The sequence below is a fragment of the Chryseobacterium sp. ERMR1:04 genome (genome assembly GCF_001297705.1).
Lineage (GTDB): Bacteria > Bacteroidota > Bacteroidia > Flavobacteriales > Weeksellaceae > Chryseobacterium.
Genome location: NZ_LIRF01000003.1, coordinates 1,231,600 through 1,247,549, shown reverse-complemented (window position 1 = coordinate 1,247,549; position 15,950 = coordinate 1,231,600). Strand labels below are relative to the sequence as shown.

Genomic DNA, 15,950 nt, shown 5'->3' with positions numbered 1-15,950 from the left:
TTTTAAATCTATGAAATTTATTATTTCAAGTGGAGAACTGCAGAAAGCTTTGCAAACTGTAAGTGGCGTAATATCAAGCTCTCAATCGAGACCTATTTTAGAGAATTATCTTTTTGAATTAAACGGGAATAATGTTACCATCACAGCATCTGATGGCGAGACTACTCTTGTGACTTCTTTAGATGTTAAGTCTGATGATTCGGGTAAATTTGCTGTTCCTGCTAAAATTTTTCAAGATTTTATCAAGACATACGGCGAGCAACCTTTGACGTTGTCTGTAAAAGATAATGATGAGGGAACCGGAAGTCAGCTTGAGATTTTAGATGAAAAAGATAATTTCGCAGTAGCTTTGGACAATGCTGAGGATTATCCGGAATTGCCGGAATTTGATGCTGCTCAAAGTATTACAATGTCTGCGGGAGTTTTGTCTGAAGCTCTTACGAACACTCTTTTTGCTACAAGTAACGACTCTCTTCGTCCTGTAATGACGGGGGTTCTTTTCCAGTTTGGAGAAAATGAAACAAACTTTGTTTCTACAGATTCTCACAGATTGGTGGTGTACAAAAGAATGGATTTGATGAATCCTGAGCCAATGGAATTCATCATGCCTAAAAAACCTTTAAATATTTTCAAAAATATATTAGCAAGCTCTAATGAAGATGTAACCATCGATTTTAATGAGAATATGGCTAAGTTTACTTTTGGTAAACATATTTGGATCTGTAGATTGATTGACGGAAAATATCCTAATTATACAGCGGTAATTCCTAAAGAAAACCCGAACGTATTAACGATCAACAGAAACCTTTTATTAGGAGCAATTAAGAGAGCCTCTATTATGTCTAATAAATCTACGAATCAGGTTAGATTTAAATTGTCGGCAAACATTCTTCACCTTCATGCAGAAGATACAGAATATGCTAACAAAGCAGACATGCAGATTCCTTGTGATTATAACGGTGAAGATATCAACATCGGTTTTAGCTCTAAATTCTTAACTGAAATGTTAACAATTTTAAGTTCAGACGATATCACAATGAAAATGTCTCAACCCAACAGACCGGGAATTATTGAGCCATTGGATGGTCTTGAAGAAAACGAAAATATCTTAATGTTATCAATGCCAGTCATTGGATTATAATATTTGGGTAAATAAAAATATAAGAGGTTCTGAGTTTTCAGGATCTCTTCTTGTTTTAATAAGTTAAAATTAACAAAACTATTTGTTTTAAGTTTGTTCTAAATTTCGATATTTCTCAAAAAAACACGACATTTGTAACTCGAAAAATTCAAATAAAATTTTCAAAATTTAATAGATGAGACCCAAAGGTTCCATCTGTCCTAATAAATAGAAATTATCAGATGAAACTGTGAAGTTCCATTTGACCAATTAAAAAATAGATTTAGTAAATGAAAATATCAAACAACTGGCTGAAGGATTATGTGAAAACGGAATTGAAACCTGAAAGAATTGGTGAATTCCTGACGGATATTGGTCTGGAGGTTGAAGGGATAGATAAATTTGAAAGTATCAAAGGAAGTCTGGAAGGTATTATCGTAGGTAAAGTTTTAACTTGCGAGAAACACCCTAATGCAGACAAACTAAATAAAACAACGGTAGAAGTAGGAAACGGAAAGGTGTTGAACATCGTTTGCGGAGCTCCGAATGTAGAGGCTGGACAAATAGTTCCTGTTGCGGTTGTTGGAACAAAAATTTATGACAAAGAAGGTGGTTTTTTTGAAATTAAAGAAGCCAAAATCAGAGGAGAAGTTTCTCAGGGAATGATTTGCGCAGAGGACGAATTAGGTCTTAGCAACGATCACGGAGGAATTATGGTGCTGGATGAAGAAAAATATGAAGTTGGAAAGAATTTCGCTGATTATTTTGAACTGACAACAGACGAAGTTTTTGAGATCGGATTAACACCAAACAGAACCGATGCAATGTCTCATTATGGAGTTGCAAGAGATCTATTTGCTTTCCTTTCTACCAATAAGCAGAAATCTGAATTTGAAAAAGTAAGTTCTGAAACGTTAAATAGTGAAGGTGCTCACAGTTTTACTTTGGAAGTTGAAGATGCCGAATTATGTCCGAGATATATCGGAGCCGTAATTGAAGATGTAAAAGTTGCAGAATCTCCGGCTTGGTTGAAAAGCAGATTAAAGGCAATCGGATTAAGCCCGATTAATAATATTGTAGATATTACAAACTATGTTCTTCACGGTTTAGGACAGCCTCTTCACGCTTTTGATGCAGATAAAATTGCTGACAAAAAAGTGAAAGTTGGAACCGTAAAAGAAGGGACTAAATTTACAACGTTAGACGGTGTTGAAAGAACTTTAAACGGTTCTGAGATCATCATCAAAGACGGAAGTGATAACCCGATGTGTATTGCCGGAGTTTTCGGTGGTGCTCATTCAGGAGTTTCTAATGAAACGAAAACTATTTTCTTAGAAAGTGCTTATTTCAACCCGGTAGCGGTAAGAAAAGGAGCCAAATTTCACGGTTTAAATACAGATGCATCTTTCAGATTTGAAAGAGGAGTAGATCCAAATATCACAAGAACTGCGATTACGCATGCTGTCAAAATGATTCAGGAGATTGCAGGTGGAAAATTGACAGGAGACTTGTTGGAAGAGTATCCAAAGAAAATTGAAGATAACTATGTGATCATCAGGTTCTCTAAAATCGAGCAGATTTTAGGAACTAAAATTCACAGAGAAAAAGTAAAGGAAATTTTAAAAGCCCTTGAAATTCAGGTGCTAAATGAAATTCAAAATGGTTTTGAAATCTCTGTTCCTGCTTACAGAGCAGACGTTACAAGAGAGATCGACGTTATCGAAGAGATATTAAGAATCTATGGATATAACAAAATAGATGCTCCACAAAAGATTTCTTTTACCCCTGTAAAGCTTAGTGCGAAAGATCAGGACGAATTGGAAAACAACTGGGCAAGAAGCTTACAGAGCCTTGGTTTCAATGAAGTGATGAATAATTCATTAACTTCTGTAAAAGACGAAACAGATGCAGTAAGGTTATTGAATCCGCTAAGTAATGATTTAGCATTTATGAGAAAGTCTTTATTAGAGGGGCTTCTAGAAAATGCTATTTACAATATCAACAGAAAGAATCAAGATATTAAGTTCTTCGAATTTGGTAAGATTTATCACAAAAGAGCGCAATACGAAGAAAGAAAACAAATGGCAATTTTGATTTCTGGAAGAAATGTTGCTGAAAACTGGTTACAGCCAAAATCTGCAACAGACTTCTATAACTTGAAGGCGTATGTTAAAGTTTTACTAGAAAGATTGGCTATTGATTATAAAGAAGTTGCTTTATCTGATGGAAGATTCTCTGATGCTTTAGCGTATGAAGTGGAAGGAAAAGTTCTCGTAAGAATAGGAAAAGTAGCTCCTCAGATGTTGAAAGATTTTGATATTGATCAAGATTGTTTCTATGCTGAAATTGAATTGGAATTTGCTCAGGAATTACGTTCTAAAAATGAATTGAAGTTTAAAGATATTCCAAAATTCAATAAAATCAGAAGAGATTTAGCTTTATTGATTGATAAGAACATCACGTATCAGGAATTGTATGAGACGGCTAAGAAGAATAAATCTCCATTCATCAAAAATATCAATTTATTTGATGTGTATGAAGGGAAAAACCTTCCTGAAGGTAAGAAATCTTATGCAATGAGTTTCGAGTTGTTGAATGAAGAAAAAACATTGGAAGAAAAAGAAATCTCCCAGGTTATGGATTCTCTAATCAAATCTTTCCAAAAGGAATTTGATGCAGAATTAAGATCTTAATATAAAGATTACAACATTACAATATATAGTATCAAAACGGACTTTTTTTAGTCCGTTTTTTTTGTTTAATAGAAGGTACTACAACTCCGATAAGTATGACTTTCTTTTGTTTTTGACATTGAATTTTAACGATGTTATGCTCAGAAGAGTCGAAGTATTTTTAATAATAATTCTAACAATTCTTATAAAAAGTATCATGTTAATTTTCAATTAATTCCTATCAAAAGGTTCAAAATAAAATTCAATAAGAAGGATGTAAGAAAATAATAAAATCCTCTGAAACCCGTTTGAATAATATAATTTCCGTAAATTTGGTTAAATCTAAAAAGAGAAAAATGAAAAATATTTTTTTAAGTATATGTACAGCAGCGGTATTGGCATCGTGTGGAACAATGTCGAGTCCTTCTGCTTCTAAAGTAGGAAAATCTCAACCGTCATTGTCAAACACAAAATGGACGCTGGCAGATAATGTAAAAGGAAAAGTTCCTACGCTGAATATTGAAGGGGAGAAGATCAATGGAAATGCTGGATGTAATAATTACTTTGGAACAGCAAAAGTAGATGTTACTACAGGTAGTTTTTCTGCCGGACAAATGGGTTCTACAAGAATGGCTTGTGACAATATGAGCGTAGAGCAGAATTTTATGGATATGGTAGGGAAAGCTAATAAATATGTTATTTCCGGAAATACATTAGAATTATATAAAGACAATCTTTTATTATTGAAATTTAATAAAGCTGAATAATAAAAAAGGAACTCAATTTGAGTTCCTTTTTTTATGCTTAAGAGTTTCTTAGTCTTCCTCTTCTTCGTCGTATTTAGCCAACTCTTCATCACACCATTTGAATGCTGCTTCTACCACTTTAGTAGCCTCATCTGCCATAGTTTCTTCATCATCACCTTCTAAATCATCTAACCACTCAACTTCTTCTTCCTCAACGTTTAAGATAAATCTTGGATATTCTGTATGAACTACGAATAAATCTTCTGGAAATTCCGAATTATCTGCTAATAAAAACTTTGGTAACTTCATTTTTTTAATGTTTTAACTTTGACCAAAGATAATAAAATTATTGATATTTGTTCTTGTCGATTTTAATTTTTTGCAAAACTTTACGTTGATTTTTATCTTCAATAAAGACTTGAAATCTGTCATATATCATCTCATTTTTTTATCAGAAATCAAATAAAAAAATGTCCGGCACTGTATTAAGTACCGGACAATAGATTTGTATGTTGATGCAAGTCAATCGTTCTTTTCTCATGTAAACTTTAAAAATTTACGATTAACAATTGAGAATTCATTTCTCTTATTTTGCAAACATTTTAGCTACTTTTTCTGCCTTTTTGCTTTCCGAATAGTCGTAGAAACCTTCACCAGATTTTACGCCTAATTTCCCTGCCATTACCATATTTACCAATAGTGGATTGGGAGCATATTTAGGGTTTTTAAAGCCATCATACATTACATTTAAGATTGCTAAACAAACATCAAGACCAATGAAGTCTGCTAATTGAAGAGGTCCCATTGGATGAGCCATTCCTAATTTCATTACCGTATCAATTTCCTCAACTCCGGCAACACCATTGTAAAGTGTTTCGATAGATTCGTTGATCATAGGCATTAAAATTCTGTTGGCTACAAAACCCGGATAGTCGTTCACTTCTACAGGAACTTTTCCTAATGTTTTGCTCATTTCATAAATAATATCGAAAGTCTCTTTTGAAGTAGAGTAGCCTTTGATGATTTCCACCAATTTCATAATGGGAACCGGGTTCATAAAGTGCATTCCGATTACTTTATCTGCTCTTTTTGTAGAGGCAGCGATTTTAGTAATAGAAATTGAAGAGGTATTGGTTGCCAAAATACAGTTTTCAGGAGCAAATTCATCCATCTGACCAAAGATTTTCAATTTCAAATCTTGGTTTTCTGTTGCAGCCTCTACAATTAAATCTGCGTTTGCAGCAGCATTTTTAAGTTCTGTGAAAGTAGTTATGTTCCCTAAAGTTTCTGCTTTTTGCTCTTCAGTAAGATTTCCTTTTGCAATAATTCTGTCAAGATTGGTGGTAATAGTTTTTAAACCTTTATCCAAAGCATCTTGAGATACATCTACTAAATTTACATTAAAACCGCTTTGAGCGAAAGTATGTGCAATACCATTTCCCATGGTTCCAGCTCCGATAACTACAATGTTTTTGATCATTTTCCTTAAATTATTTTTTATAGATAGTTAAATTTCTTGCGTTAGATAAGTCTGCTTTTTTCACAATTTCTGTTGCTTCAAAAGCTACTGTTCCGTCGTGATTTTTCTTTCTTGTGTTATTTTGTGTTTCAATGGCAGATTGTAAACCTGTTACAAACATGGTAGTCTGTTTTTTTGAAAGATTATCGGTTCCTATATACAAATTAAATTCACCTTCTCTTCCCATTCCGCCTTGTTTGTAGATTTCCAGATTTTTAATTTTATTTTTTTTCTGAAACTTGTTTATATAATTCATTACAGGATCTGTTGATGGAGTCCCGCAACAAATACTTCCATATCTTAACTGCAAATAGTTTTCACTTTTCTGCGCCGAAAAGAATGTAAAACCGAATACTGTTGCTATTAATACTATTTTTTTCATATCAATTTGTTTTATTGCTTGTTATTTTTAGCCCTTAAAACTCTTTAAAAATAAGCTTTAAAATTTACTTATTAAAATGGTCCCAAACTGTTTTTGAAATATCAGAAATTACTTTGCAATTTACGGCATCTGTTTCTGTAGAATTACTTACAAATAAGGCAATTGCATAATGTTTTCCGTTGGGCAAAGTTAAAATTCCTATTTCGTTTTCGGCACCAGTAAGTCCGTCTTTATTCTTTCCGGAAGCTCCCGTTTTGCGAGCTACAGGGGTATTTTTTGGAAGTTGCTCTACCATTTTATTTAATCCTGTTTGGGTTCCTAGCATTACTTTCATAAGATAATCTGTAGATTTTTTAGAAAGTAATTTTCCATCATAGAATTTTTTCAATACCTGAACTGCAGAATTGGTTGTGCTGTAATTTTCATATTGTACTTTCCAATCTTTGTGCATCTCTTCTTCATTGAATTTTATCTGAAAACCTGTTACGCCTTTAGAATCCATGAATTTTTGAACGGTTTGCGTGCCTCCAATGAGTTGTAAAAGGATATCGCAGCCGTTATTATCACTCATCGCAACAGTTTGATCAATGATCTCACTTAACGGAACTTCTGTGTTGGTATCTTTATATTTATCGCGAAGAGGAGACCACGTATTTTCTAATAAATTAGATTTGTTGAGTGTAATTTTCTGATCTAAAGATAACTTTCCCTTATCCACGAAATCCAATACTGCAGCTGCAATATGGAATTTAAAAACACTTTGCATCGGGAGTTTTTTCTCTCCGTTTTTATTGTAATTAAATGCATTTTCAAAGCCTAAAATAGAAACGGCAACCGTTGCTTTTTTATCTTTAATAATTGAATTGATCTTCTTGTCCAGCACTGTATTTTGTGCAAATGCGAATGCTGAGATTAAAAGAAAAAGGAGTCCTATTTTTTTCATAATATTTTGTATTAAAAAATCCCTTTTAGGTTATAAAAGGGATTTGCAATTTAAGACAATTATTATTTTACTTCAAAATAATTAAGGTTGACTCCATCATTTTCGAAATAGAGTCTGATTTTATTTTCTCCTTTTTTTAAAGTGATTCCTTTAGCAGAAACAGTTTTCCAGATTTCATTTCCTCCAGTAGGGTTCAGAGTGAATGTGGCTAATTGTTTTCCTGAAGCATCCTCAAGTCTAATTTTCCCATTCGTTTTACTTGAATATCTGATGTCGAAACTGTAGCTTTTATCGGCTTTTGCGTTGATGGTGTATTGCATCCATTCACCAGCTTCTGTTTTTCCTACGTAATATTGGTTGGTGATTTTGTCGTTACATGTATAAATGTCAACACCGTCATTTCGCATTTGATTTCCTGAATTCCATTCAGATCTTTTGGTAGGATCACTCACCCAAAGATTAACAAAGTCTTTATCTAAATAAGCTGAACCCATTCTTCCTAAATCATATTCTGACGCGAATACTCTTCCCGGAACGGTATGGTTTTTAAATGGTTTCGTAGAATCATCTTTCGTTTGTCTGAACATCGCATCAATTACATCATTCTTAATTTCAACGTTACTGAATTTATAGTTGTCAGCAATTTTCATCAAAGCTTTTGTTGCGAATTCTTTAGAAGGTTTCTCACCTCCGTTTTTCCAATAATCCAGCAGTTTTTGATATTCTGGCGTGATCTTTACATTAGCGATTCCTGCTATATTGTCGATCTTTTTCATTGGCCAGAACGCATATCCAATGTTATGCTTATCTAAAAGCTGGATCAATTCTGTAAACCAAACATTAGAATTTTCTCCGGTTTCTCCCAACCAGATCGGCATGTTATGCTTTTCTCTCAGTTCTAATGCGTTTTTCAATGTTTCGTCATCGTTATTGTTCCAATATTTGTGGAAGCTGAAAGCCATATTATTATCCCAAATCGGGGTCAACCCGTTATAATTATTTCCCCATCCGTTTCCTTCAAGAAAAATGATGTGTTTTTTATCAACCTGACGAATGGCTTCTGTAATGTCTTTTTGTAATTTCCAAAGTGGAGCATTTGACATCTCATCAGTTCCGTTCGGATTTTTTCCTGTGAAATTGATGTTAGGTTCATTAATTAGGTCATAACCACCAATCCATGGTTCGTCTTTATATCTTTCTGCCAGTTTTTTCCAAAGGGCAATTGTTTTTTTCTGATTTTCTTCGCTTTCCCAAAGTGAAGGTTTTGATTTATCATTATCAGAGATATTCGCATCATTTCCCTGTCCACCGGGAAGTGCGTGCATATCCAAAATAAGGTATATTTTATTGTCTGCACACCATTTCAAAAGATCGTCTGTCATTTTGAAACCTTCTTCCAACCAAGTATTTTGACCTTTTACAGATTCTTTTTCGATAGGTAAGGTATACAGGTTATAATGCATCGGAAGTCTTATGGAATTGAAACCTGACTTTGCTAGAAAATCTATATCCTGTTTTGTAATTCCATTTTTTAGATAGGCTTTATAGAATTCATTCATTCCGTTTTCACCAATCAATTCTGCAATTTTTTCTTTGATTTTATATTGCGGACCTGCAAAATCTGCTGTTTTCAACATATATCCTTCCTGCAACATCCATCCACCTAGACCCAGGCCTCTTAATTGAATATTTTCACCTTTATCATTTACGATTTTTTGACCATTGGTTTTTAACAACTGTGATGTCCCAAATTGAGACAATAAAACCGCGGACAATAGAATGGCTCTTTTCATAGTTTTGACTTTTAAAATATTAGGAGATTGATTTTAGAATTAATTACTTTTAAGTAAAGACAAATATATTTAAAAATTATTGAATAAAAAGCAAAATATTAATTGAAATCAAAAACTTAATGAAGGTTATTAGCCTTTGTTATATAATCAAAATGATTGCTTTAAGTGTTTTGGGTAAATCAAATATTTATGAATAAAAAAAACGGACATTAGTCCGTTTGTATTGATGTTTGAAGTTGTGATATTTGTGTAAATATTCGTGAAATTAGTGTTTGAAAAAATTAAGAAATCAATCTCATAATCTCCAAAGCCACTTTCAACGCTTCAGTTCCGTCTTCCAAAGAAACTTCTACATTTTTATCTTCTGTGATGGCATCAGCAAATGAATTCAACTCATCTAAAATCGCATTATTAGGTTGAATATTTGGATATTCAAATAAAATTTGATTTTTCTCTCCATCTGCATTTTCAATGATCATATCAAATGGAGTAGGGTTTTCAGGAGCATCTTTCATACGGATAACTTCTGCTTTCTTTTCTAAGAAATCAACAGAGATGTAAGCATCTTTCTGGAAGAAACGGCTTTTTCTCATTGCTTTCATTGAAATTCTGGAAGTCGTAAGATTGGCAACACATCCGTTTTCAAATTCTATTCTTGCGTTAGAAATATCCGGAGTTTTACTTACTACACACACACCGCTTGCGTGAATATTTTTAACCTTAGATTTTACAACACTTAATAAAATATCCAAATCATGAATCATTAAGTCCAATACCACAGAAACATCTGTTCCTCGAGGGTTGAATTCTGCCAATCGGTGAATCTCTATGAACATTGGATTTTTGATGTATTCCTTAGTAGCCATAAAAGCAGGATTATATCTTTCAACATGACCCACCTGAGCTTTTATCCCATTTTCACGACATTTTTGAAGGATTTCTTCTGCTTGTTCCAATGTATGGGTTACAGGTTTCTCGATGAAAAAATGAAGTCCTTTATCAATTGCTTTTAAAGCATAATCGTAATGAAAAATTGTGGGAGTTACAATATCCAACATCTCGATCTGATCCAAAAGATCATCAAAATTTTCAAAATATTTATATCCTAATTCGGCTTCTAATTTTTTACCGTTTTCTACATCTTTATCATGGAAACCTACAAATTCATACTTATCTGACTGATTAAGAAGTCTTAAATGTATTTTTCCTAAATGTCCGGCACCTACCAAACCTGCTTTTAACATAGTTGTATTAAATTTCTGTAAATATAATGATTTTAGGTATTAGGAAATAGATGATAGGTTTTAGGTTGATAAATAGTATTTGTTTTATTATTTTTGTGCAGACTACTACCCGAAAACCTAATAACTACTATCTAATGACGCACGATTCGTTTGTACATAAAGGAAAAAGAAAAAATTTGGTTGAATATCTTCGATATAGAATTGGAGTTTCAGATGAAAATGTACTTTCGGCAATGAATGAAGTTCCGAGACACCTTTTTATAGAAAGTATTTTTGAAGATTTTGCTTATGAAGACCGTGCCTTTCCTATTTTGGCACATCAGACTATTTCGCATCCTTCAACCGTTGCAGAGCAATCTGAATTATTACAATTAAAGGCTGGTGAAAAAGTATTGGAGATTGGAACCGGATGTGGCTATCAGACTGCGGTGCTTATAGCAATGAAAGGTTTGGTATATACAGTTGAAAGACAAAAAGATCTATTCGATTTTTCTAAGAAAAAGCTGAGAGAAATGCATCTGTATCCAAAGTTTCAGAGTTTTGGAGATGGTTTTGTTGGGCTTCCGACATTTGCCCCTTTTGATAAAATCATTGTGACTTGTGGAGCTTCCGTATTACCTACCGAATTATTGAAACAGTTAAAAGTAGGAGGTAAAATGGTTATTCCATTAGGTCCAACAGACGAGCAGGTGTTGTATAGGTTTACCAAAATCTCTTTAACCGAAATAGAAAAAGAAGAATTTGGAGCTTATAAATTTGTTCCGATGCTAGGTAAAACTAATCAATAATAACTCTAATTGTTGGCAAAACGCTAAGACGCAAAGATTAATAAAAAAATACTTTTTTTAAGGCGCTAGAAAATCAAAGATTTTCAGTGATGTTAACGTATTCAATTCTATCGAAGATAAAATCCTTGCGCCTTATTGTGCATAATTGAATTAGAAAATAGCGTCTTTGCGATAACCAACATTAATAACTTAATAAATTATCCCATAATATGGAAACCTCCGTCAACATGGCGGATTTCTCCGGTTATTCTTGTCTCTTTTCTGAAAAGATGCACAATTTCGTGGGCTAAATCTTCAGGCAAAGCATTTCCTAACGGACTTTTTTGATTTGCTTTCTCAACATCTTCAGCATTCAATGTAGCATTTCCGGCTTTACTTCCCATATAAGGTGAAAAACGAATGGCATTGGCACGAATCCCATGTTTTCTGCCTAATTCATGAGCAATTTCTAAGGTTAAACGTTCAAGCGCAGCTTTAGCAATACTGATATTAATATAAGGAAAAGACGAAACTTTTTCGGCTGCAATATAACTAAGTGATACAATAGAAGCTCCATTCTGAAGAACATTATTAGAAAGTAAAGCTTGCGACAAGGAAATCAAAGAAAATGCTGAAACATTCATGGTTTCATTAAATTCTTCTACGGTAACCTCCAGCATTGGTTTTACAGCTTTTTGTCTGATGGTCTTATCCATTGCGATAGCATGAAGAAAACCATTAAGTTTAATGTCCTTTTGATGAAGATCTTTCGCCAGAAAATCCAAACTTTCGGGCAGGGTAACATCTAGAGGAGCGGTGTACACCTGATCTCCTAAAACTTTGTGGCAAGCGGTTTGAAAGTCGGTATAGTTTTTATGAAGAAACCCCTGAGCTTTTTCAGAAATATTTTTGTGAAAAGGAGTAACTCCTAATCCGGCGCATACTACATTTCCGTTATTTTCAAGGATCTTTTCAGCGGTTTTCATGGCAAGGGAATTTTCATCCGCAATACCTGTAATGAGGAATGTCTGATCTTTCAGCATAATTTTTCTATATTAAATATTAATTTCTAAGCCTTGTAAAGCGCTGTTCCCCATGTCCATCCTGAACCTACGGCAGCAAATAGAAGGATGTTTCCGGGTTGTATTTTTCCACTTTTATACGTTTCGTCGAGAACAATCGGGATGGTTCCTCCAGAGGTATTGGCGTATTTATCCATATTGGTCATTACCTTTTCAAAAGGGATGTTCACTTTTCTGGCTGTTTCCTGAAGAATTCTGATACTCGGCTGATGCGGAATTACCCAATCTACATCATCTGCGGAAAGTTTATTAGCCTCAAGAATTTCAGTAATAGTTTCAGGGAGAACTTTGGTTGCCGTATTAAAAACTTCCTTGCCATTCATCTGAAAATAATGAAGTTTCTGTTTCAATGTTTCTTCAGATGCAGGCATTTCAGAACCTCCGGCAGGAATATTAAAATGATATTTACCTCGACCGTCTGCGTGAAGTTTAAAATCAAAAAATCCTTTGTCTTCCGTGGTAGCCGAAAGTAATATGGCACCGGCACCATCTCCGAAAAAAACCGAATCTTTTCTTTCCCAATCGGTAATCGTTGAAAAGGTATCAGCACCAATAACTAAAACATTTTGATACATCCCTGTTTCTATAAACTGGCAACCTATGGCAATTCCGTATAATCCGCCCGAACAGACTGCTGAAATATCAAATGCTACTGCCTGATAAGCTTCCATTTTTTCCTGAACAAAGCACGCTGTGGAAGGTGCCTGCCTATCTGGAGTAGACGTTGCTACGATTATCAAATCTATTTCTTCTGGTTTTATATTGGCTTCTTTTAAAGCTTCTAATCCTGCTTTATAAGCCAAGTCACTGGTTACTTCACCCTCTGCAATTCTGCGCTCTTTGATCCCCAAATTTTTATAGATCCATTCATCAGAAGAACCAATAGCTTCAAAGAAATCGTTTTTTAAAATTTTTGGAGGTACATAAGATCCTGTACCTTTTATAAAGGCATTTTTTTTAGTCATCGTATTTGTGTTATGTTGATTAATTTGTTTTAAATTTTGATTTTAATTTAAAAACAAAACAAATCTAGTAATAATTATATTAAACAACTGTCTTTTTGTTGATTTTTTTACTTGTTTTAAATATGCTGTTTTTTGAAGATAACTCTTAAATCCTGTAGTATAAATATGAATGTTTAGGATTGTTTCGGAATGAAAATTGTATCGTTTTTATTGTCGAATTTCTACAATGTTGAGGGTTATGAATGCATACAGATTTAAAATCATCCTATAATTTTAGTAACATTCAAAAAATATGCAAAACAATTAGATTGAGATGCAAGTGGTTATTCTCAATAAGTCAATCATATTTTGTTGATATGAAAATTGAAAATCAAAAAATCATTCAATAAGGATATATAATTTATGCTTACAATTTGCACATTCAATTAAAAAATGTCTATTGAAATAACTTAGGGAATATATGCATTAATACCTCATGGTAGTAGGAGTGAGGCTTTCTATTTTAAAAGCTTTAATAATTAATTACAAAATAAATAATGAAAGTATTCATCAACAAAAGAATTCCAGAAATAGGAATCAAAATGCTGGAAGAGGCAGGATTGGAAGTTACATTCCCATCACATGAAAATTTCCCTCATGAAGAATGGTTGAAGTATTGTGAAAATGCAGATGCTATCTTAAATGTAGGACACAATATATTCGATCATGATTTTTTTGATCAATGCCCTAATGTAAAAGCAATTGCTTTGTATTCTGTAGGATTTGATCATGTGGATATTACATCAGCTACCCAAAAGAATATTCCCATCGGAAATACACCAGATGTGTTAAGCAAAGCCACTTCAGATGTTGCATTTTTATTAATGCAATCGGTTGCAAGGAGGGCAAGTTTTAATTTCCAAAAAGTAAAAGAGGGAAATTGGGGAGATTTTGATCCTTTACATGCTTTAGGACAAGAATTGTACGGGAAAACGTTAGGTATTTTCGGATTGGGAAGAATAGGTTTTGAAATGGCCAAAAAATGTAAAAAAGCGTTTGATATGAATATTATTTATCACAATCGCCATCATAATGAAGAAGCAGAAAAAGAACTTAATGCAACCTATGTTTCTTTCGATGAATTAATTGAGCAATCTGATGTATTGAGTATTCACGCTAATTTTGTTCCCGACCAAAAAGATCTTTTTAATGCTTCCGTTTTTGAAAAAATGAAACCCAATGCTATATTCATTAATACAGCTCGAGGTGGTTTTCATAATCAAAAAGACTTGTATGAAGCATTGGTTTCAAAACAGATTTGGGGAGCCGGTTTAGATGTTACCAATCCGGAACCGATTTTTAAGGATGATCCAATTTTAGAGCTTTCAAGTGTTTGTGTACTTCCGCATATTGGTTCAGCAACCATTGAAGCGAGAAACGGAATGGCAAAAGTAGCCGCAGAAAATATCATCGCTTTTTCAAAAGGGGAAAAAATGCCGAATTGTGCTAATCCTGAGGTTTACAAAATTTAATGAAAACTAAATTTAGATTTAAATATTTCTATAAATGCGGAACTTGGAACCATTTTTGACTTCATAATATTCAACATTAAATACTCAAATTATGATACCTGAAGATAATACAAATGCCCAAAACAGAAAGTTGGAAGAGATGGATTATAATCCCAATGAAGATATTTTCAACAAAGAGAAACATATTCCTTTGGATGGCGATGGGAATCCTATTTTAAATGAAGATTTGGATGATGATAAGATTGATAAAGGACTGGATATTCCCGGAGTTGAAGACGACGATGAAATGGAAGAAATAGGCTCCGAAGATGAAGAAAATAACTATTGGAGTACAAGTGATAATAATGACGACCACGAGGAAACCAACGATGACGTACTTACTTAGAATAATAAACCTTACTGATAGCAGTGAGGTTTTTTTTTGAAGCAGAAACACATCGTTTACCTTTAAGTAGAATTTTTCTCCTCTGAAAAGGTGGATTTGATCAAAGTAAGAAGACGGGATGATTAATAAGATAAAAACAAAAAATCAGGATCTTTCAAAAGAAAATACTAAATATTCCGTTTAATTCTTAAATTTGGCCAATGCAAAAGAATCTTTATCTCATCATACTGTCATTTTCTCTTATCAGTTGCTATACTTACCAAGTTAAGAAACAGGCGGATACACCCACTGACAATAACAAAGAATCTAAAAAGAGTCCAACTCTTGCTAATGATACTTCTACACAACTGAGAAGTTCAACAGCTGAATCCCAAGTCCTGAAGTCTCAGCCAATGCCTATCCCGATTAATATTCAAGAGAAACTTGCCCCTAACAAGAAATTTAAAATTGATGTTGACGGTAAGAGCTATAAAATAATAGTTGACAAATGGGAAAGCGATAGTCTGGTTGCACATCCTATTAGTAATCCTAAAAAAATTCTGAAATTCCATAAGAATCAGATCAATGGTGAGAAAATTGCGGAAAAACGCTTTTCACAACCCATAGCTGATATCATTACTGTTGCTGCTTATACCGGAATTGGTGTTTTAATCTGGTATCTTCTCCGCTAATTTTTTTAAACTTTTCCAGTAATTATAGAAGATATTTCATTCTTAAAAATTTCATGATCCTCTTAGTTTAAAAGATACTGTGCTTCATTTGGGGTATTTGATTCATTATCCTTTCAAAAAAAATTTCCACCCCTTCATAGGAGAGGAATT

General features: G+C 33.5%; 15 protein-coding genes. 7 read left to right on the top strand and 8 right to left on the bottom strand.

Going from position 1 to position 15,950, the window contains the following annotated elements:
* Positions 1-10: 10 nt before the first annotated feature.
* From dnaN to AMQ68_RS05765, 3 genes are all read left to right on the top strand, one after another.
* Entirely contained in the window at positions 11-1,141 is a 1,131-nt protein-coding gene (gene dnaN, locus AMQ68_RS05775; RefSeq protein WP_054509626.1) for a DNA polymerase III subunit beta, read from the top strand.
* Positions 1,142-1,410: 269 nt separating this feature from the next.
* Positions 1,411-3,813: a phenylalanine--tRNA ligase subunit beta gene (pheT, locus tag AMQ68_RS05770; protein ID WP_054509625.1), complete on the top strand. Its 2,403-nt coding sequence runs from the start codon at positions 1,411-1,413 to the stop codon at positions 3,811-3,813.
* 335 nt (positions 3,814-4,148) lie between these two features.
* A complete protein-coding gene (locus tag AMQ68_RS05765) occupies positions 4,149-4,559 on the top strand; it encodes an META domain-containing protein (protein WP_054509624.1) in 411 nt (136 codons plus the stop codon).
* Positions 4,560-4,607: 48 nt separating this feature from the next.
* Here AMQ68_RS05765 and AMQ68_RS05760 read toward each other — a convergent pair whose 3' ends face one another.
* From AMQ68_RS05760 to AMQ68_RS05735, 6 genes are all read right to left on the bottom strand, one after another.
* Positions 4,608-4,847: a hypothetical protein gene (locus AMQ68_RS05760; protein WP_002977986.1), complete on the bottom strand. Its 240-nt coding sequence runs from the start codon at positions 4,845-4,847 to the stop codon at positions 4,608-4,610.
* A 277-nt stretch (positions 4,848-5,124) separates the two neighbouring features.
* Entirely contained in the window at positions 5,125-6,015 is an 891-nt protein-coding gene (locus AMQ68_RS05755) for a 3-hydroxybutyryl-CoA dehydrogenase (RefSeq protein WP_185113392.1), read from the bottom strand.
* 13 nt (positions 6,016-6,028) lie between these two features.
* On the bottom strand, positions 6,029-6,439 hold the full coding sequence (locus tag AMQ68_RS05750) for a hypothetical protein (protein ID WP_054509622.1): 411 nt from the start codon (positions 6,437-6,439) through the stop codon (positions 6,029-6,031).
* A gap of 64 nt (positions 6,440-6,503) precedes the next feature.
* Complete coding sequence (gene bla-A / locus AMQ68_RS05745) at positions 6,504-7,382, bottom strand: CGA/CIA family class A beta-lactamase (RefSeq protein ID WP_054509621.1); 879 nt, start codon at positions 7,380-7,382, stop codon at positions 6,504-6,506.
* A gap of 62 nt (positions 7,383-7,444) precedes the next feature.
* On the bottom strand, positions 7,445-9,175 hold the full coding sequence (locus AMQ68_RS05740; RefSeq protein ID WP_054509620.1) for a cellulase family glycosylhydrolase: 1,731 nt from the start codon (positions 9,173-9,175) through the stop codon (positions 7,445-7,447).
* A 281-nt stretch (positions 9,176-9,456) separates the two neighbouring features.
* Positions 9,457-10,419 carry a Gfo/Idh/MocA family protein gene (locus tag AMQ68_RS05735; RefSeq protein WP_054509619.1) on the bottom strand — a complete coding sequence of 321 codons (963 nt, stop codon included), beginning with the start codon at positions 10,417-10,419 and terminating at the stop codon, positions 9,457-9,459.
* A 134-nt stretch (positions 10,420-10,553) separates the two neighbouring features.
* On the opposite strand from AMQ68_RS05735, the gene AMQ68_RS05730 reads away from it, so the two are divergent.
* The gene (locus AMQ68_RS05730; protein WP_054510035.1) at positions 10,554-11,207 is read left to right on the top strand and encodes a protein-L-isoaspartate(D-aspartate) O-methyltransferase; all 654 of its coding nucleotides are present in this window, start codon (positions 10,554-10,556) and stop codon (positions 11,205-11,207) included.
* A gap of 197 nt (positions 11,208-11,404) precedes the next feature.
* On the opposite strand, the gene AMQ68_RS05725 is transcribed toward AMQ68_RS05730, so the two are convergent.
* Together AMQ68_RS05725 and AMQ68_RS05720 are read right to left on the bottom strand one after the other, a co-directional pair.
* Positions 11,405-12,229, bottom strand: coding sequence for an SDR family oxidoreductase (locus AMQ68_RS05725; RefSeq protein ID WP_054509618.1), 825 nt, complete (start codon positions 12,227-12,229; stop codon positions 11,405-11,407).
* 26 nt (positions 12,230-12,255) lie between these two features.
* The gene (locus AMQ68_RS05720) at positions 12,256-13,233 is read right to left on the bottom strand and encodes a 3-oxoacyl-ACP synthase III family protein (protein ID WP_054509617.1); all 978 of its coding nucleotides are present in this window, start codon (positions 13,231-13,233) and stop codon (positions 12,256-12,258) included.
* A 536-nt stretch (positions 13,234-13,769) separates the two neighbouring features.
* On the opposite strand from AMQ68_RS05720, the gene AMQ68_RS05715 reads away from it, so the two are divergent.
* From AMQ68_RS05715 to AMQ68_RS05705, 3 genes are all read left to right on the top strand, one after another.
* The gene (locus AMQ68_RS05715) at positions 13,770-14,744 is read left to right on the top strand and encodes a D-glycerate dehydrogenase (protein ID WP_054509616.1); all 975 of its coding nucleotides are present in this window, start codon (positions 13,770-13,772) and stop codon (positions 14,742-14,744) included.
* Between the two features lie 91 nt (positions 14,745-14,835).
* On the top strand, positions 14,836-15,129 hold the full coding sequence (locus AMQ68_RS05710; protein WP_054509615.1) for a hypothetical protein: 294 nt from the start codon (positions 14,836-14,838) through the stop codon (positions 15,127-15,129).
* 200 nt (positions 15,130-15,329) lie between these two features.
* A complete protein-coding gene (locus tag AMQ68_RS05705) occupies positions 15,330-15,800 on the top strand; it encodes a hypothetical protein (RefSeq protein WP_054509614.1) in 471 nt (156 codons plus the stop codon).
* The last annotated feature ends 150 nt before the right edge of the window (positions 15,801-15,950 follow it).